General features: G+C 62.2%; 11 protein-coding genes and 4 pseudogenes. 10 read left to right on the top strand and 5 right to left on the bottom strand.

Annotated elements, in window-relative coordinates:
- Window positions 1-13: 13 nt before the first annotated feature.
- Both X738_RS77460 and X738_RS77465 read left to right on the top strand, forming a co-directional pair.
- Complete coding sequence (locus X738_RS77460) at window positions 14-2074, top strand: hydantoinase/oxoprolinase family protein (RefSeq protein WP_023803544.1); 2061 nt, start codon at window positions 14-16, stop codon at window positions 2072-2074.
- Window positions 2075-2104: 30 nt separating this feature from the next.
- Complete coding sequence (locus tag X738_RS77465; protein ID WP_023803545.1) at window positions 2105-3898, top strand: hydantoinase B/oxoprolinase family protein; 1794 nt, start codon at window positions 2105-2107, stop codon at window positions 3896-3898.
- A gap of 42 nt (window positions 3899-3940) precedes the next feature.
- Here the strand turns inward: X738_RS77465 and X738_RS77470 are convergent, their stop codons facing one another.
- The 4 genes from X738_RS77470 to X738_RS77485 form a co-directional block, all read right to left on the bottom strand.
- Window positions 3941-4624, bottom strand: a complete 684-nt coding sequence (locus X738_RS77470) for a GntR family transcriptional regulator (RefSeq protein ID WP_031256927.1) — start codon at window positions 4622-4624, stop codon at window positions 3941-3943.
- 92 nt (window positions 4625-4716) lie between these two features.
- Window positions 4717-6030: an aspartate aminotransferase family protein gene (locus X738_RS77475; RefSeq protein WP_023803547.1), complete on the bottom strand. Its 1314-nt coding sequence runs from the start codon at window positions 6028-6030 to the stop codon at window positions 4717-4719.
- Between the two features lie 36 nt (window positions 6031-6066).
- Window positions 6067-7044 (bottom strand): transketolase family protein, encoded by a 978-nt coding sequence (locus X738_RS77480; RefSeq protein ID WP_023803548.1) that lies wholly within the window; start codon window positions 7042-7044, stop codon window positions 6067-6069.
- A complete protein-coding gene (locus tag X738_RS77485) occupies window positions 7041-7922 on the bottom strand; it encodes a transketolase (protein WP_051407992.1) in 882 nt (293 codons plus the stop codon). Before X738_RS77485 ends, X738_RS77480 begins: the two co-directional genes overlap by 4 nt.
- A gap of 99 nt (window positions 7923-8021) precedes the next feature.
- Here X738_RS77485 and X738_RS77490 point away from each other — a divergent pair, with 99 nt between their 5' ends.
- Entirely contained in the window at window positions 8022-9401 is a 1380-nt protein-coding gene (locus tag X738_RS77490) for an aminotransferase (RefSeq protein ID WP_023803550.1), read from the top strand.
- 223 nt (window positions 9402-9624) lie between these two features.
- Here X738_RS77490 and X738_RS88565 read toward each other — a convergent pair whose 3' ends face one another.
- Window positions 9625-9858, bottom strand: coding sequence for a hypothetical protein (locus tag X738_RS88565; RefSeq protein WP_023803552.1), 234 nt, complete (start codon window positions 9856-9858; stop codon window positions 9625-9627).
- A 330-nt stretch (window positions 9859-10188) separates the two neighbouring features.
- Here X738_RS88565 and X738_RS77500 point away from each other — a divergent pair.
- From X738_RS77500 to X738_RS77525, 7 genes and pseudogenes are all read left to right on the top strand, one after another.
- A pseudogene (locus X738_RS77500) lies at window positions 10189-11439 on the top strand (NAD-dependent succinate-semialdehyde dehydrogenase); the annotation flags it as partial.
- Window positions 11438-12023: pseudogene (locus X738_RS88905) on the top strand (aldehyde dehydrogenase family protein); the annotation flags it as partial. The pseudogenes X738_RS77500 and X738_RS88905, both read left to right, overlap by 2 nt.
- Before the next feature lie 83 nt (window positions 12024-12106).
- Complete coding sequence (locus tag X738_RS77505; RefSeq protein ID WP_023803556.1) at window positions 12107-13138, top strand: aldose epimerase family protein; 1032 nt, start codon at window positions 12107-12109, stop codon at window positions 13136-13138.
- A gap of 190 nt (window positions 13139-13328) precedes the next feature.
- Window positions 13329-14429, top strand: a complete 1101-nt coding sequence (locus X738_RS77510; protein WP_031256933.1) for a branched-chain amino acid ABC transporter substrate-binding protein — start codon at window positions 13329-13331, stop codon at window positions 14427-14429.
- An 83-nt stretch (window positions 14430-14512) separates the two neighbouring features.
- Window positions 14513-16981: pseudogene (locus tag X738_RS77520) on the top strand (adenylate/guanylate cyclase domain-containing protein).
- An 80-nt stretch (window positions 16982-17061) separates the two neighbouring features.
- Window positions 17062-17220: pseudogene (locus X738_RS86460) on the top strand (galactose-1-epimerase); the annotation flags it as partial.
- Window positions 17221-17461: 241 nt separating this feature from the next.
- Window positions 17462-18034, top strand: coding sequence for a histidine phosphatase family protein (locus tag X738_RS77525; RefSeq protein WP_023803561.1), 573 nt, complete (start codon window positions 17462-17464; stop codon window positions 18032-18034).
- Window positions 18035-18097: the final 63 nt, after the last annotated feature.

Here is an 18097-nt window from a genome sequence, read left to right on the forward strand (position 1 = left end):
CTCCGGACCTTAAATGGCATATCAAGTCTGCATCGATATCGGCGGCACCTTCACCGATTGCCTGGTTTCCGAGCCCGGTGGGAAGATCTCGATCTTCAAATCGCCGACCACGCCCGGCGAATTCGAGAAAGGATTCATCAATGTGCTGCACGTCGCGGCCGCCGGGTATGCGCTCGATCCCGCGACGTTCATGGCCGAGATCGACCTGATCGTGCACGGCTCGACCGTTTCGACCAACGCGCTCGTCGAGCGCAAAACTGTCAAGGTAGGGCTGATCCTCAACGAAGGACACCAAGACATCCTTGTCCTGCGCGAGGGGCCGCGCAAGGGTGCCTTCCAGTGGCGGCTCGACTATCCCGAGCCTTACGTTCCGCGCCACCTGACGAAGACGGCGCGGGGCCGCGTCGATGCGCGCGGGCGGGAGCTCACGCCTTTGTCGAAATCCGATGTCGAGTCGGCGATCGCCGACTTCCGGCGCTATGGCGTCGAGGCGATAGCAGTCGGTTTGCTCTGGTCGGTCGTCAATCCCATCCATGAAATGATGGTGCACGATATTATCGCGCAGGCATGGCCGGAGATTCCGGTCACCCTCAGCCATGAAGTCAATCCGATGTCGCGCGAGTACAAGCGCATCATCGCGGCCGCCATCGACGCATCGATCAATCCCATCGTGCGCACCTATATCGAGGAATTGCGGCAAGCGCTTTCGCGGGCGGGTTTTCAGGGCGAGCTGCTGCTGGCCAACTGTGTTGGCGGAATGATGCCTCCCGCCGAGATGCTGCGGCGGCCGATCTACAGCGTCATGTCGGGGCCGACGCTGGCGCCAATGGCCGCGCTGGCGCTCAGCGACGAGGCCAATGTCATCGTCGGCGACATGGGCGGCACCACCTTCGACGTCTCGGCTCTGCGTGACCACCAGATCATCGTGACCCCGGACAGCATGATCCACGACGATTCGCTGGGCATCGCGAAAGTCGATGTTAGATCGGTTGGCGCCGGCGGCGGGTCCATAGCTTGGGTCGACGATGGCGGCCTGCTGCGGGTCGGTCCCCAAAGCGCTGGCGCGCGGCCGGGGCCGGCATGCTACGGGGCGGGGGGTACCGAGCCGACTGTTACCGATGCCAATGTCGTGCTCGGCATCATTGACCCGGACTATTTTCTTGGTGGGCGGATCAAGATAAGCCGCGAACTGGCCGAGAAAGCGGTCGCGGGAATCGCCACGCGGCTCGGCATCTCGCTGCTCGACGCGGCTTACGCCATCCAGACCACCAGCAACCACAACATGGTCGGTGCCATCGAGGAAATCACCATTCGCGAAGGCATCAACCCGCGCGACAGTTTCTTTGTCTGCGGTGGCGGCGCGACCGCCATTCACATCGCCGAGATGGCCGACATATTGGGGTTGAAACGCTACATGATTCCCCGCTTCATGGCCGGATTGAGCGCGTTCGGCGGGTTGATCTCGGATATCTCGCGCGAGGAAAGCGCGGTTTTCCTGACCTCGACACGGCGCTTCGACGCCGCCGGCGTCTCCGATATCCTGGCGCGGTTGAAGGTGTCGGGCGAGGCATTCCTCGAACAGGCCGGCGTTGAGCCTGACCTGCGGCGATTCGAATTCTCCTTTCTTGGTCGTTACGAATACCAGTCCTGGGAGATTGAGGTCCATTTCGAGGCCGATGAGGCGCGCCTCGACACGGCGAAACTGCCGGGACTTGTCGAAGCGTTCCATCAGATGCACGAACGCATCTATTCAATCAGATCCGATCGCGACGTCGTCGAATTCACCAACTGGAAGCTGCGCGCGGTGGGCAAGCGCGTTAATCAGGACGCCTGGAAGGACTTTAGGCTGGCCAACCAGGCGATGGCGCCGGTCGCCAAAGGCCATCGGCCAGTTTTTCTGCATGAAGCGCGTCGGACCAGCCAATTGCCGGTCTACGACTTGGATCAGCTGGGCGCGGGAGCCGCGCTTAACGGCCCCTGTCTGGTGGAGGCGACGACGTTCACCGCTTTCCTCAAGGACAAGCATCGCGGGCGCGTCGACCCGCAAGGCAACATCGTCGTGACCGTCGATTGACTCAACCCTTCACGAGCAAGGCTTAATCAAATGGATTCACCTGTCATTCGCCCGGAGACGCCAACGCGCCGCGTCGATCCCTTCCTGATGTCGGTTCTCAAGAGCCGCTTCGAGGCCGTCGTCCGGGAGATGACGCTGGTGGTGATGCGAGCCAGCCGCTCGGCGGTGATCAAGAACGCCCGCGACCTGAGCTGCGCGATCCTTACCTATGATCACCGCCTCGTTTCCACCGAGGACGCGCTGCCTATCCACGTCATGTCGATGGATTTGGCGACGCGTCCGATAACGGAGCTGTTCGACGATATCGCCGACGGCGACATTTTCCTCAACAACTGCCCATACACGGGCGGTACCCATCATGCCGACCTAATCATGGCGATGCCGATCTTTTTCGATGGCAAGCCGCTGTTCTGGGCCGTGGCGCTCTCCCATCACGCCGACACCGGCGCGCCGACACCTTCGACCTATCTGCCATTCGCCAAAAACATTTATGAGGAAGGAATCCACTTCCCCTGCGTGCGTGTGGTCGAACAGCACAGGGAGAAGCAGGACATCCTGCGTATCGGCATGATGCGCAATCGGGTTCCAGACATCTGGCTCGGCGACGTCCGCGCCCAGATCGGCGCCTGCAGGACCGGTCGACGCCGTCTGCTGGAACTGCTCGAAAAATACGGTCGCGACACACTCGTGGCTTTTGTCGAGGACTGGTTCGACTACGGTGCGCGGCGCGCAATCGCCGAGATCGCCAAATTGCCGAAGGGCAAGTTCTCCTACGAGGTCCGCCATGACCCTGTCCCCGGCGTGGCGGAGGGGGGCATCCCGGTCAGGATCACCATCGATGTCGACCCCGAAGCCGGCGAGATCACGGTCGATGTGCGTGACAACATGGATAATGTCCCGGGCGGGCTCAACCTCTCGGAAAACACCTGCACGGGCTCGTGCCGTATTGGCGTCTTCAACAATCTCGACGACGGCATCCCGCACAACGAGGGCGCCAAGAGCCGGATCAAGGTGTTGATGCGGGAGGGAAGCGTGGTCGGCAAACCCCGCTACCCCGTTGGCACGTCGGTGGCGACCACCAATGTCAATGACCGCTTGATCATCGCCGGCAATTGCGTGTTCTCGACCATGGGAGAACCCTATGGCCAGGCCGAGAGCGGCTCGCACCTGCCAGCAGGGATCGGCGTGATTTCAGGCAAGGACCCGTTCAAGGATAGGCAGCCCTACGTCAACCAGGTCTTCATTGGCTACGCCGGCGGCGGAGCGCGTCACGGTTATGATGGCTGGTTGACATATTGCGGGCCGGCGAATGGCGGCCTGATCGCGCTGGATTCCGTGGAGGTGGACGAATCCATGTATCCCATCATCATTGAATCGCGCGGCGTGGTGGCGGACACGCAAGGCATTGGCGAGTTCGAAGGCGCTCCTGCCGTAGGGGGTGTCTTCTATCCCGTCGACCACGAGATGACATTGGTCTACTCGGCCGACGGCACAACCTTTCCGCCGCGCGGCGTGCTCGGCGGCGGTGACGCCAAGGCCAGTCGCAGTGCCAAGCGCGGGGCGGACGGCAAGCTGGTGGAACTGCCTGCGTTCCATGAGGAGGCGTGTCGCGCCGGCGAGCGCATCGAGTTCGTCGCCTGCGGTGGCGGCGGCTATGGCGACCCGACCAAACGTGACGTCCGTCGTGTCGCGGCCAGCGTTGGCCGCGGCTGGCTAACAAGCAAAGCGGCTCGCGAATCCTACAAAGTGGCCTTGGTGTTGGACGCCGAGCAGGGCGTCTGGGTCGTCGACCAGGATGCCACCGCCCGCCTCCGGGCTGCCTAAGCCAGTGCGAAGGGGTCGCCGGCGAATGACCGGCGGCTTCGATCACGCCCGCTTGGCGGCCGCATCCTGCTCGTCGAAATACCGCAACAGGTTCATGCCACCGCGCACGATGTCGCGTTCGATTGCCTTACGCGCCACCTTCTTGTTGCGGGTCCGGAACGCTTCGATCAGCGTCTCGTGCTCCTCCGCGCCGATGTAATCGTTCTCGGCCTGCTGATAATACACGTTCAGGATCGGCCCCATCGATACCCACAGGCTTTCGATCTGGGCGATCAGCATATCCATCTTTGACAGGCGGTAGACGCCGAAGTGGAATTCACGATTGGCGCGACGGGCGCGTTCGGCATCGCCGGACGTTTCGCCGGCCACGAAATCACGATGGATCTCCACAAGCCTTTCGATGTCCGCGTCCGAAACATGCTCGACGGCGAGCTCGGCCGCTAGTCCCTCGAGCGCGATACGAATGAGCCTGACCTGCCAGTAACGCGACCGGGTCAGCTCTGGAACGGTGACGAACCGCCCCGAACGCAGTTCCAGCGCCTGCTCGCTGACGAGCCTGAAACAGGCCTCGCGTACAGGCGTGACGCTGGTGCCCAGCCGTTGCGCCAGATCCTGCATCAAGAGCCTTTCGCCCGGCCGGAAATTGCCCGCGATCAGGGCTTCCCGCAGCGAGATATAGGTTCTCGCCGACAGACTGCCTTGCTCGATTGGCTGCATCGTGCTCATGGATCACCGCTGCAATGTTGGCCGCACCGAATCGGCAACGGATAGGGGTATGAGAATCTCTTATATCCTATAAGTCAGGTTGCGAAACATAGCTAAGAGCTGGCGGGTTTCCCAGCGGAGAGCTTGCGCAGGATTGTCTCGATGACATCCAGTGACTTCTCAACCGTCGCCCGGTCATGGCTCCCTGACAGGTAGAGACGCTTGAGCGGAAGCGGCTGACCGATCAGCCGGTTCGCCACCATCTCCTTGCGGAATGCGAGATCGAAGACATCGTCGTTGCGCAGCAAGTCCTGGTAGTCGCGGTAAGGACCGCTGAGGAAATAGATCAGCCAGACCGAGCCAAACCCGGCGCTCTGCGCGGGCAGGCCGAGGCGATCGATAATTCCCTCCAGCTCCGCCCGCATGAACGCGCCGAGGGCAAAGAGGCGGTCGTAGAAGCCTGGTTTCGACAGCTCCTCGATCGTCGCCTGCATAGCGGCGAGCGTCGACGGCGTGCCGTTGAAAGTACCGCCCATGAATACGGATCCCTCCCCGGTCCGGCCGACGAGCTCCATGAGATCGCGACGACCGGCCACCAGGCCGACGGGATAGCCCGACGAGGCCGCCTTGCCGAAGGTCGCGAGATCAGGTGTGACGTCGGCAATCGACTGATAGCCGCCAAGCGCGTGGCGAAAGCCGGTGATGACCTCATCGAAGATCAGCACGACGCCATGATCGCTGGTCAGGCGACGCAGGTCGCGCAGGAAAACATCCGTCGCGATCACCGACCCCATGTTGTGAGCGATTGGCTCGATGATGATCGCCGCGATCTCGCCTGGATTGGCGTTGAGATAATCCTCGACGGCTTGGGCATTGTTGTAAGGCAGCACGATGGTGTGACGAGCGGCGTCATCGAGGATGCCTGCGCTGATGGGGTCGTACTTACCGATCGCCTGCGCGTGCGACTGTACGTTCATGGCGACATAGTCGTGCCAGCCATGATAGCCGCCTTGGAACTTGATGATCCGCTTGCGACCGGTGGCGGCACGGGCAAGGCGCAGGGCGTGATAGGTCGCCTCCGATCCCGAATTGCAGAAGGCGACGAGATCCGCGCAAGGAATGCAGTCGACCAGCACCTCCGCCACCTCGATCTCCAGCCGCATCGTTCCCGCTCCGACGAGATCGATGTCCTGGGAGACCGCCGCGATGCGTTCGCGCACCGCCGGATGACAGTGGCCAAGCACGTTGGCGCCGAAGCCGCAATGGTAGTCGGTATACTGGTGTCCATCGACGTCGTAGAGAAACGCACCCTGCGCCCGGGCGAAGACATGCGGCGCGCCCAGCCTGCGGCTCGGGCTGAGCAGTCCGCCCGGCATCACCGCACTGGCGCGCTCGATGAGTGAGGTGGTGTTATTCTGATCGATCATCTGAATGTCCGTGCTTGGCTGTGATAGTCCGTCAGCTCAGCCGAGTGCTTCGAGGGCGGTGGCCTCGATTCCCGCCGGGTCCAACCGGTAGTGCTTGTACAGATGCGTCGGCGGCGCGATCAGGCTGTATTCGTCACGGATGCCATGGCGTATCAGCCGCGCCGGGCTGCCTGCATCCGCCAGGATCTCCGCCACCGCACCGCCCAGACCGCCTAGGATGTTGTGTTCCTCGATCGTCAGAATGAAGCGGGAGTGGGCCGCTGCTGCCAGCACAGCCTTGGTATCCAGCGGCTTGATCGTATGCATGTCGATCAGTCCCACGGATTTGCCCGCCGCGCGCAACGCGCGGTAGGCCTCCCGTGAGGGATGGACCATCGAGCCGCAGGCGATGATGGTCAGGTCCGACCCTTCGCCGTGGACGATTGCCTTGCCGAACTGGAAGTCGACGCCGTCTTCATAGACCACCGGTTCCTGGCCGCGGCCAATGCGGAAGTAAATAGGCTGGGCATGGTTGACCGAAGCCTTGACGGCAGCCGCCAGTTGTGGACCGTCGGCCGGCGCGACGACCGTCAGGTCGGCAATGCTTCGCATGATGGCAAGATCTTCCGTCGCATGGTGGGAGGTGCCGTAGAAGCCGAGTGAAATGCCGGCATGATGACCGATCAGCCGCACCGGCAGGGCCGAATAGGCGACGTCGGTCCGGATCTGTTCGCAGCACAGCAACGCGAGGAAAGAAGCGAATGTAGCGACGAACGGCATCGCGCCGGTGGTGGCCATGCCGGCAGCAGCCGAAACCATGTTCTGCTCGGAAATGCCGAATTGCGTAAAGCGTTCCGGAAAGCGTTGCGCGAACCGAACCAGCCCGTTCGAATATTGCAGGTCGGCCGTGCCCACCAAGATGGGATGACCCTCTTCAACCAGATTAATGAGTGCGTTAGCCAGGTAGCTTAGGCCAGGTGCGCGTGCGTTGATCTGGCGGTATTGCCAGGAGTTGGGATCGATCGGGCCGTTCATTGCGCTTTGCCTCCACGCTTGATTTCTTCGGCAGCCAAGGCCTCGTCCGACGGCGCCAGATAGCCCAGATGCCAGCCGGGTTCGGTTTCCATGTAACCAACGCCCTTGCCTTTGGAGGTCTTGGCTATGACGCAGACGGGCTGGGCGCGTGATGTCTCGGCCTTCAACCGTCGCAGCAGCGTCGCGAGCGCGACGACGTCGTGCCCGTCGACCTCGTGCACCCGCCAACCGAATGCCGTCCATTTGTCGGCCAACGGCTCAATGCCGATGATGTCGTCGACCTGACCGTCCAGCTGGTATCCGTTGCGGTCGACGATGGCGATCAGATTGCCGGCCTTGTGATGGGCGGCAGACAGCGCCGCTTCCCAGACTTGGCCCTCCTGCATCTCGCCGTCGCCAAGCAGGACATAGACATCGAAGCGCCGGTCGACCGCACGGCCGCCAAGCACCATACCGAGACCGCCGGACAAGGCATGGCCGATCGACCCGGAGCTGAAATCGACGCCGGGCACCTTACGCATATCGGGATGATCACCAAGCGGGTTACCCAGCCGGGTATAGCCATCGAGAACGTCCTTGGAGAAGAAACCCCAGTCGACCAGCAGTGGATAGAGGCCTACCGCGGCGTGTCCCTTGCCCATAAGGAAGCGGTCGCGATCCGGCCATTGCGGCTCGCCGCGCTTGAGCCGCATCGCATCGTAGTAGAGCGTGGCGAATATCTCCGCGCAGGAAAACACCGACGAATAGTGGCCAACCTTGGCGATCTGGATGAGGCGCAGCGTCTCGAGCCGTACGAACTCGGCCTTGTCCCGCAAGAGGGCGATCTGCTCGTCGTCGGGTCGTAAGGCGATATCTGACGGGGTGGGGGGGTTGGGCATAGAGCGTGACTCCCAGGATCCTTTTTACTCGACAACTTATAAGTTATAAGATATTTATCGCTTTCGCAATCGCCCATCTGGTCGCGAAGGAGAATTTTGATGAAGAACGAATCGCGCGTGCTGGACATGGCCAGGCACTTTCATTCCCAAACGGATCCGCGCCTGCATGAGGATCATGGTCCGTTGACGATCATGGCCGGCGAGGGCGCGACCATCATCGATGACGCCGGTAACCGCTATATCGAGGGGATGGGCGGACTCTGGTGTGCCTCGCTCGGCTTCAGCGACAGCCGGCTGGCTGACGCGGCTGACCGCCAGATGCGCAAACTGGCCGTCTACCACACCTTCAACCACCGTTCGAACGAGCCTACCGTCGAACTCGTCGAACAGCTCGCCGCGTTGGCGCCATTCGACGACGCGCGCGTTTTTCTGGTCGGCTCCGGTTCGGAAGCCAATGACACGATGGTCAAGCTCGCCTGGTATTACCAAGCCGCGCGGGGGCGTCCCGACAAACGCAAGATTATCAGCAGGTTTGGGGCCTTCCATGGCAGTACGATTATGGGCGCGGCGCTGAGTGGGCTGCCGCACATGCATAGGTCCTTCAATCTGCCGCCGCTTCCCGTCATATTCGCGGCGCGGCCGTTCCAATATCTTGATGGTCTGCCGGCCGAGGCGGAGCGTGACTACGCCACGCGCTTGGCCCAAGAACTCGAAGCCCTGATTCTAGCGGAGGGGCCCGAGACCGTCGCCGCGATGATCGCCGAGCCGGTAATGGGCGCTGGCGGCGTGCTGGTGCCACCGGAGGATTATTTTCCAAAGATCCAGGCGGTGCTGCGCAAATACGACATCCTTATGCTATCCGACGAAGTGGTCTGCGGCTTCGGACGCACCGGGAACTGGTTTGGTAGCCAGACATTTGGCATGGAACCGGACATGCTCTCGATCGCCAAGGGGCTTTCATCCGGTCACCTGCCCATTGGCGGCGTCATTATTTCCGACAAGATCTACCAGTGCGTCGCTGACGAGGCCCACAAGGTCGGCGTGTTCGGCCACGGTTTCACCTATTCCGGTCATCCAGTGACAGCCGCCGTCGCCGCCGAGGCGATCAGGATTTATCGCGAGGTCGATCTCGTGAACCAGGCGCGTCGTCTCGGCGATTACCTGCACAGAGCGCTCGCCGAAGCACTTGGCGACCATCCGCTCGTCGGTGAGGTCCGCGGCCGCGGCTTCATCGCGGGGATTCAGATCGTCGAGGATCGTGCCACCCGTCGCGCCTTTGCGCCGGAGCTGCGAATTGGCACCGATGTTGAGCGGCGGTGCCGCGATCACGGCGTCATGATCCGCAACATGGGGGACGTGCTGGCGATTTGCCCTCCCTACATTATTACCCCCAACGAGATCGATGCCTTGGTCGACGGCATTCGTTCTGCACTCGACGGCGCCGCTGCTGAGAATTCCAGGGTCGGTCGGGTGGCATGAGTTCCAGCTTTAGGACCGATTGCTCCACTTCAATGGATATGATGGAGCAAACCAATCTGATGCGGGCGGGCCAGGTCAGCTCAACCGAGTTGGTCGAAGCCGCGATCGCCCGCATAAGGGCCGTCAATCTCCGCCTCAAGGCGGTTCAAGCCGGATCTGGTGCTGATAGACGAGCCACTCGGCGCTCTCGACAAGAACCTGCGCAAGCACCTGCAGTTCGAGATCAAGCGCCTGCATGACCGTTGTCTATGTAACACACGACCAGACCGAAGCGCTGACCATGTCGGATCGCATCGGCGTCTTTAGTGCGGGGCGCATCGAGCAGCTGCGAACCGGTTTCGTCGCGGGGTTCATAGGCGAGAACAACCGCTTGTTTGGCGTCATGTTGCGCCGGCACAACGACGAGTGTCAGTTGGAGATCGATGGCGGTGCCACGATTGTCGCCCGCTGCGGCCATGAGCGTGAATGGCGGGACGGGAAGAGGTCACGATCTCGATACGCCCCGAACATGTCTGTCTGGGTCCGCGGGCAGACGGCGACAATGTTATCTCCGCATGAGTGTCCGAGTTGTCTATCTCGGCGACCACGTCCGCCTGCACCTATCCTTGCCGTGCGGGATGTTACTCGTGGCCAAGGGTTCAAACCGTCAGGACGCGGAATACCCGGCTCGCTAGAGGTTGCAGATCGGCTGGAGTCCGGCCGACGGTGTCGTCCTGCCGCGCGACAAGGGCGCTTCGGCAAAGCTCGAGCCGATCCTGATCACTACAAGCCGAACGGAGGCTAGACCATGCTTCAGAAAACCAGCCATTTCATGCGCCAGGCCAATCTCATCAATGGCGAGTGGGTGCAGGCCGACAGCGGCCAGACGGTCGACGTCAACAATCCGGCCACCGGCCTCAAGATCGGCACCGTGCCGAAGTCCGGCAAGGTCGAGACGCGCCGCGCCATCGAAGCCGCCGACGCCGCCTTCAAGACATGGCGCAAAACCACCGCGCTCGAGCGTTCGAAGCTGTTGCGCAAGCTGCATGACGCGATGATGGACAACCAGGATGTGCTGGCCGAACTGCTGACCATCGAGCAGGGCAAGTCGCTGTTCGAATCGAAGGGCGAGATCGGTTCGGCCGCGTCCTACATCCTGTGGTTCGCCGAAGAGGGCCGCCGCACCTATGGCGATGTCGTGCCGTCGCCCTGGGCGGACCGCCGCATCCTGGTGACCAAGGAGCCGGTCGGCGTCATCGCCGCCATCACGCCGTGGAATTTCCCGTCCTCGATGCTGGCCCGCAAGCTCGGTCCAGCACTTGCCGCCGGCTGCACGGCGGTGGTCAAACCGGCGTCGCAGACGCCTTATTCCGGCCTCGCCTGGGGCGCGCTCGCCGAGGAGGTCGGCTTCCCCAAAGGCGTCATCAACATCCTGACCGGCGCTGCCGGCGAGATCGGCGACGAGATCTGCGCCAACCCTCTGGTCAAGAAGATCACCTTCACCGGCTCGACCGAAGTCGGCAAGATCCTGATCCAGAAGTCGTCCGTCACCGTCAAGAAGGTGTCGATGGAACTTGGTGGCAACGCGCCATTCCTGGTCTTCGACGACGCCGATATCGAGCGCGCCGTCGCCGGCGCGATCACCGCCAAATACCGCAATTCCGGCCAGACCTGCGTCTGCACCAATCGCTTCCTGGTCCAGGCTGGTGTCTACGACAAGTTCGTCGAAAAGCTCGCCGCCGCCAGCGACGGGCTGAAGGTCGGTTCCGGCCTCGATGACGGCGTGCAGCAGGGGCCGCTGATCGACGAGAAGGCAGTCGAGAAGGTCGAGGAACTGATCGCCGACGCCACCGCCAAGGGCGGCAAGATCGTCGCCGGCGGCAAGCGCCATGCGCTCGGCGGCTCGTTCTTCCAGCCGACGGTGATCGCCGACGCGACACCGAAGATGCGCTTCATGAAGGAAGAGATCTTTGGCCCGGTAGCGCCCGTGTTCAAGTTCGAAACCGAAGAGGAGGCGATCGCACTCGCCAACGACACCGAGTTCGGCCTCGCCTGCTATNGTGGGTTCCGGCCGCGATGACGGCGTGCAGCAGGGGCCGCTGATCGACGAGAAGGCAGTCGAGAAGGTCGAGGAACTGATCGCCGACGCCACCGCCAAGGGCGGCAAGGTCGTCGCTGGCGGCAAGCGCCATGCGCTCGGCGGTTCGTTCTTCCAGCCGACGGTGATCGCCGACGCCACGCCGAAGATGCGCTTCATGAAGGAAGAGATCTTTGGCCCGGTAGCACCCGTGTTCAAGTTCGAAACCGAAGAGGAGGCGATCGCACTCGCCAACGACACCGAGTTCGGCCTCGCCTGCTATNCCCGTGTTCAAGTTCGAAACCGAAGAGGAGGCGATCGCACTCGCCAACGACACCGAGTTCGGCCTCGCCTGCTATTTCTACACCGGCGATCTCGGCCGCGCCTTCCGGGTCATGGAAGGGCTGAAATACGGCATGGTCGGCGTCAATGAAGGGCTGATCACCACGCCCGAGGCGCCGTTCGGCGGCGTCAAGGAATCGGGCCTCGGCAAGGAAGGCGGACATCAGGGCATCGAGGATTATCTCGACACCAAATATGTCTGCATCGGCGGCCTCGGCCTCTGATCGGGCAGGGCCTGTCGAACGTCAACAGACCAAGCCGGCCCACGCGGCGAGCCGGGATCGATCAACCAACTGGCGTTTCGGGCATGGCGATGAAGGACGGCGAGGTTTTCGGCACGACGCAGGCGGGCGAGGCCATCCGCCGCTTCAGCATCCGCGGCGGCGGCCTCACCGCCAACATCATTGGGCTTGGCGCCATCATCCAGGATCTGCGCCTGGCCGGCCACGATGCGCCGCTTGTGCTCGGCTATAGCAGTTTCAAGCCCTATGAAACGGATACGGCCTTCTTCGGCGCCGTCGCCGGACGCTATGCCAACCGTATCCGCGATGGCCGCTTCACCATCGCCGGCCAGCGCTACCAGACCGAGCGCAACTTCCTCGACAAGCACACGCTGCATGGCGGCTCGCAAGGTTTTTCGCACCGGCCATGGGAGGTTTCGCTGCATGGCAGGGATTTTGTCACCCTGACGCTGCATGATCCCGACGGCACGATGGGCTTTCCCGGCGCGCTCGACGTGACCTGCACCTACAGGCTGAAGATCCCCGGCACGCTCAGCGTCGAGCTGACCGCCACCTGCGAGGAGCCGACGCTGTGCAACCTTACCCAGCATTCCTATTTCAACCTGGATGACGGCGGCGCCGGCGATGTCCTCGATCACCGGCTGATGCTGAACGCCGGCGCCTATCTTCCGGTCGATGGCGACCTGATCCCGACCGGCGTCGTGAAGCCGGTCGACGGCACGCCGTTCGACTTCCGTCAGGCGCGGCCGCTGCGCATGGAGAGCGAGGGCAAGCAGCTCCCCTACGACCAGAATTTCTGCCTTGCCTCGACGCGCGGGTCGCTCAAGCTGGCATCATGGGCGCAAGGCGCGAATTCCGGCGTCGAGATGGAGCTGTGGACCACGGAACCGGGCGTCCAGCTCTATACCGGCCAGTATCTGGCGCCAGCTTCGCCGGGGCTCGGGGGAGTTCATTACAAGGCTTATTCGGGCTTCTGCCTGGAGCCGCAGGTCTGGCCGGATGCGCCGAACCGGCCGTATTTCCCGCAGGCCACGCTATGGCCGGGCCAGATCTACCATCATGTGACGGAATACCGGTTCAGGCTGCCTGGCGCCTGACGCCCGGAGGTACCGGCCTTTGCTGCGCTGGCCTTCGGTCCGGAAAGGATCATGCGCAAAGTTCAAAGAGCGTCCTTTGCGCTTCCATTGGACGCGCGACGCTCTCGGATCGGAACCCAATCCACGCTCGCGGAAAAGGACTGTCGGCGCTGACGGGATTGGCGTAAGCTACGGCCTTTGGGGTGCATCCATGCACCGTATCACCACCGTAGCTATTGTCGCGCTCGCGGCCGCGGCGCTTAGCTGTCCTGCGCGGGCGGAGGTGCTGATCGGGGTCGCAGGCCCGATGACCGGAAAGCTCGAATGGACTGGCACGCAATTGAAGCGCGGCGCAGAGGTGGCTGTGGCCGACATCAATACGGCGGGCGGCGTCCTCGGCGAGCCGGTGCGGCTCATCACGGTCGACGACTTCTGCGATCCCAAGCAAGCGGTGGCTGCTGCCCAAAAGCTGGTGGCTGACGGTGTAGTGTTCGTCGTCGGGCACTACTGCTCTGGAGCCTCGATTCCGGCATCGGAGGTGTACGAGGCGGCGGGAATTCTGCAGATTTCGCCGTCCTCGACCAATCCGATGTTGACCGAGCAAGGCCGCGCCAACGTTTTCCGCGTCTGCAGTCGCGACGATGCGCAGGGCTTCGAGGCCGGCAACTACTTGGCCGATCATTGGAGCGACAAGAAGATCGCGATCCTTCACGACAATACGACCTATGGGAAGGGTCTCGCCGATGAGACAAGAAAGCAGTTGAACAAGCGGGGCGTGACCGAATCAATCTATGAAGGCTACACTCCCGGGAAAGACGACTACTCGGCCGAGATCAGCACGTTACAGGGGGCGGATATCGCCGTGCTGTACATGGGCGGGTATCATACCGAGGCTGCGCTTATGGTCCGTGCGGCGCGCGACCGGGGCTACCCGGTTCAGCTGATCTCGGGCGATGATACGGCGACCGAGGCATTCGGGCTAATTGCCGGCCCTGCCGCCGAGGGCACGCTCTTCACCTTTGTCCCCGACCCGCGTCGAAATGCCGAAGCGGCCAAAGTCGTCGAACGATTCCGGGCCGAGAACTTCGAACCCGATTCCTGGACGCTGCACAGTTACGGCGCCGCCCAGACCTGGGCGCAGGCGGTCGAGAAGGCAGGCTCACTAGAACTCCAAGCCGTGATTGCATCACTGCGCGGCAATCAATTTGACACTGTGTTGGGCCGTATGGACTTTGATAATAAGGGCGACCTCACTGTTCAGAGTTGGGTATGGTATGTCTGGAAGGGTGGCGAATACGTGCCGTTGGAGTAATGGACCACCGATCCGGCGAATCGCCTTGAGCCAATCTGTGCAGACCCTATCGGCCGCGCCAGCTGAATCAATGCGTCGCCGCGATGCTTAAGCGTCTCGGCATACGCGGCCGTCTGTTGCTCGCTTTTTTCGGTATCAGCACCTTCGCGGTACTCGCGACAACAGCCGCTCTTTATGCCTTCCTCGAGGTGGGGGAGGTCGTCGACCACATCACCAAGGAGCGTGTGCCGTCGGCGCTCGCGTCCCTCCAGCTGTCGCGCTAGGCCGAGCGGGTCGCCGCCACTGCGCCCGCCGCACTTGCTTCGACCAGCAAGGCTCAGCATAACGAGGTCTCGACTGCGATCGCGGCAGAGATGACGCGCCTCGAGGAACTGCTTGCCGCTCTCAAAGGCGCCAAGCCTAGCACGGCGGTAGTGGCTGAGATCGAGGCTGCGGTGCTTGGTCTGCGGCGCAATCTCAACGCCCTCGACGACCTTGTCGCCGCCCGCCTCACCGTGGTGGCGCGCAAAGAGGAACTGTTACGTCGCCTGTCGGCTACGACAAATGCAAGCCAGCGCCTTGTGGCGCCCGGCATGCTCGTGATGAATTCCAAACTCCAGCAATGGCGGGCGGTCACGGCCGACACGGCGCTCGCGTCCGATCGAGGCGCGGAGGCGACGGCCGACCTGGTCCAGTCGATAGCGGCCTACATCCCGCAGCAGAAGGCGCAGCAGGAGATCTCGGCGGTCAATGACGCGCTGGTCAACACGGCGGACGCGCCGACGCCAGGCGATCTGGCGTTGATCCTGTTTCCGCTGCGCCGGTCACTCGCCGTTCTGGACACGATTTCCAACGAGATCGACGATAGGCTGCGAACCCGTTTCCAGCAGCGGGTCAACGAGTTCAAGGCACTGATCGACGGCGGAAACAGCATCCCGAAGGCGCGGCAGGACGAGTTCGCCGTCCTGGCGCAGGGCGAAGAGCTTCTGGCCGAAAACAATCAGCTGTCGCGCAGTCTTACCGCTGCCGTCGATCGCCTGGTCGCTGCGGCAGACCGCGAGATCACCGCATCTGGTCTCGAAGCCGCGGTCGTCCAGCGCTACGGGACCGGAGTTGTCCTTGGCTCCGCCTTTCTCAGCCTCTTGAGTTCCGTTCTGGTTGTTTGGCTCTATGTCGACCGCAGCCTCCTCGCCCGCCTGGGAGGGGTGAGCCAAAGCATGCTCGCAATCGCCGGCGGCAATCTTCGTGCGCCATTGCCTGCCGCGGGCCACGACGAAATCGGCCGCATGGCCGAGGCGCTCAGGCTCTTCCGGGACACTGCAGTCGAGGTCGAGGAAAAGAACCTGCGCGAGGTCGCCGAAGCGCGCCAGCGGCTCATCGATGCCATTGAGAGCATCTCTGAGGGATTCGCTCTCTACGACGGCGAGGACCGGCTCATGCTTAGCAATAGCCGCTACCGCGAACTGCTCTACAGCGACCTTGCGATCGAACTGACGCCCGGTACGACATTCGAGCACATCATCCGCCGATCCGCTGAGCGCGGCTACATCAGGGATGCCGAGGGACGATTCGAGGAATGGGTCGCCGAGCGGCTCGCCCGGCACCGCAACCCTGGCGAACCGTGGGAGCAGCGGCGAGGCGACGGAAGATGGATCATGATAAGCGAGCGGCGGATCACCGGCGGCGGCACAGTCGCGGTCTACTCGGACATCACCGAGCTGAAGCTACGGGAGGAGAACCTCGCCGAGAAATCCGCGGCTCTCGAGGCGCTTTCCAGCAAGCTGGCGAAATACCTGGCGCCCCAGGTGTACAACTCGATATTCACCGGCCGTCAAGAGGTCAGGATCGCCAGCCAGCGGAAGAAGCTGACAATATGCTTCTCGGATATCGCCGGCTTTACCGAGACCACCGACAAGATGGAGTCGGAGGACCTCACCCAGATCCTCAATCACTATCTGACGGAAATGTCGAAAATTGCTTCGGATCATGGCGCGACGATCGACAAGTATGTCGGCGACGCGATTCTGATGTTTTTCGGCGATCCGGAAACTCGCGGCGTCAAGGAGGACGCGCTCGCCGGCGTGCAGATGGCTCTCGCCATGCAGAAGCGGATGAGCGAACTTGCCGAAGTCTGGCGCGACATTGGAATTGAAACACCACTGCGCTGCCGCATCGGCATCCACACCGACTACTGCACTGTCGGCAACTTCGGCAGCGAGGACCGGATGGACTACACGATAATCGGCGGCGCCGTGAATCTCGCCTCACGTCTTGAGCAGGAGGCGCAGCCAGGGACCGTGCTCATTTCTTATGAGACGTTTGCGCAAGTGAAGGACACGATTGACTGCGACGAACTGGGGCGCATCCACGTCAAAGGGATCGCCTATCCGGTCGCCACTTATCGCGTCATCGATTTGAAGGCCAATCTTGTCGCTGCCCGTCGCGCCGTTCGAACCGAACTGCCGCATCTCAGACTGGAAGCTGAGCCTGAGCTGATGTCTGCTGACGAGCGTGACCAAGCCGCAACTGCGCTTCGAGACGTGCTCGATCGACTTTGTCACAAGCCCGGGTAGTAGGGATCGTCGGCATCGGCTCTGTGGACAAGTCCCCATTCTGAAACACGCAGGACGGCAAAGCCGTCGATCTCTACACGCTCATCAACGACAGAGGCGCGTCCATCAAGTTCATCGCCTATGGCGGTATAATCACGGCGATCAATGTGCCCGACCGCTGGGGCAAGCTCGACAACGTCGTGCTCGGCTTCAAGGAACTCGCCGACTACGAATCCTTGCCCCCTATTTCGGCGCCTTGATCGGGCGCTACGCCAATCGCAGACCGGTGCGCGGAATGAACTGCGACGAGTTTGGAGACAATGTAGCGGTTTTGATGGCCGGAGGTCCGCTCATGGCAGCGCGATACAGACGTTCCTGTTTCTGATATCCATTGAGGCTGTGAAAAGTGCCCGTGCAATGACGTGGTTGGTGTGTGTTGATACTTCCTGCGCTTGATCAGCTCTGTTAGGCGTCGGAAGGATTTTATCGGAGCGCAACGGCATGCCGACGGCCTTCTTTATCACTCATCCGGAAGTTTCCGTTGATCCCGCCACGCCAGTTCCAGCTTGGCGGCTTTCGGACCGCGGCGTCACCCGGATGAGGGCTTTCGCGGGCTGTGCGGTGCTGTCCGGCCTGACGTCCATCTGGTCGAGCTCCGAGGCCAAGGCTATTGAAGCGGCTGGCCTGCTGGCGGCGGGATTTGGTTTGCCCGTCCAAGTGGATGAGCAACTTGGCGAGAACGACCGCTCCGCGACCGGTTTCCTTCCACCCGTCGATTTCGAACGAGTTGCTGACGCCTTCTTCGCCAATCCACATGAGAGCGTTTGCGGATGGGAGCGCGCGCTCGATGCCCAGGATCGCGTCGCGCGGGCCGTGTTTCGCATTCTTGCGACCCATCACGACGGCGACATTGCTTTCGTCTCGCATGGCGGCGTTGGCACGCTGCTGCTTTGCAAGCTGCTGAATGCGCCGGTTTCGCGCAGTCGGGATCAACCGTTCCAAGGTCATTTCTTCGCTTTCTGCTTGCCAGGTTGCAAGATCATCCACGAATGGCAGCCTATCGCCGAGCGTTAACCTCAACTTTTCCCTGCAGAATTGGGCCTTGAGTACAAAGAGCCGGGGAACGAATGGAAGCAG

The sequence above is a fragment of the Mesorhizobium sp. L48C026A00 genome (genome assembly GCF_000502375.1).
Classification (GTDB): domain Bacteria; phylum Pseudomonadota; class Alphaproteobacteria; order Rhizobiales; family Rhizobiaceae; genus Mesorhizobium; species Mesorhizobium muleiense.

Bases quoted from the DNA above. Each gene is read 5' to 3' on its own strand.
- X738_RS77475 (WP_023803547.1), bottom strand. From the start codon at position 6,030: ATGATCGATCAGAATAACACCACCTCACTCATCGAGCGCGCCAGTGCG.
- X738_RS88565 (WP_023803552.1), bottom strand. From the start codon at position 9,858: ATGGCCGCAGCGGGCGACAATCGTGGCACCGCCATCGATCTCCAACTG.
- X738_RS77465 (WP_023803545.1), top strand. From the start codon at position 2,105: ATGGATTCACCTGTCATTCGCCCGGAGACGCCAACGCGCCGCGTCGAT.
- X738_RS77490 (WP_023803550.1), top strand. From the start codon at position 8,022: ATGAAGAACGAATCGCGCGTGCTGGACATGGCCAGGCACTTTCATTCC.
- X738_RS77510 (WP_031256933.1), top strand. From the start codon at position 13,329: ATGCACCGTATCACCACCGTAGCTATTGTCGCGCTCGCGGCCGCGGCG.
- X738_RS77505 (WP_023803556.1), top strand. From the start codon at position 12,107: ATGGCGATGAAGGACGGCGAGGTTTTCGGCACGACGCAGGCGGGCGAG.
- X738_RS77480 (WP_023803548.1), bottom strand. From the start codon at position 7,044: ATGAACGGCCCGATCGATCCCAACTCCTGGCAATACCGCCAGATCAAC.
- X738_RS77485 (WP_051407992.1), bottom strand. From the start codon at position 7,922: ATGCCCAACCCCCCCACCCCGTCAGATATCGCCTTACGACCCGACGAC.
- X738_RS77470 (WP_031256927.1), bottom strand. From the start codon at position 4,624: ATGAGCACGATGCAGCCAATCGAGCAAGGCAGTCTGTCGGCGAGAACC.
- X738_RS77525 (WP_023803561.1), top strand. From the start codon at position 17,462: ATGCCGACGGCCTTCTTTATCACTCATCCGGAAGTTTCCGTTGATCCC.
- X738_RS77460 (WP_023803544.1), top strand. From the start codon at position 14: ATGGCATATCAAGTCTGCATCGATATCGGCGGCACCTTCACCGATTGC.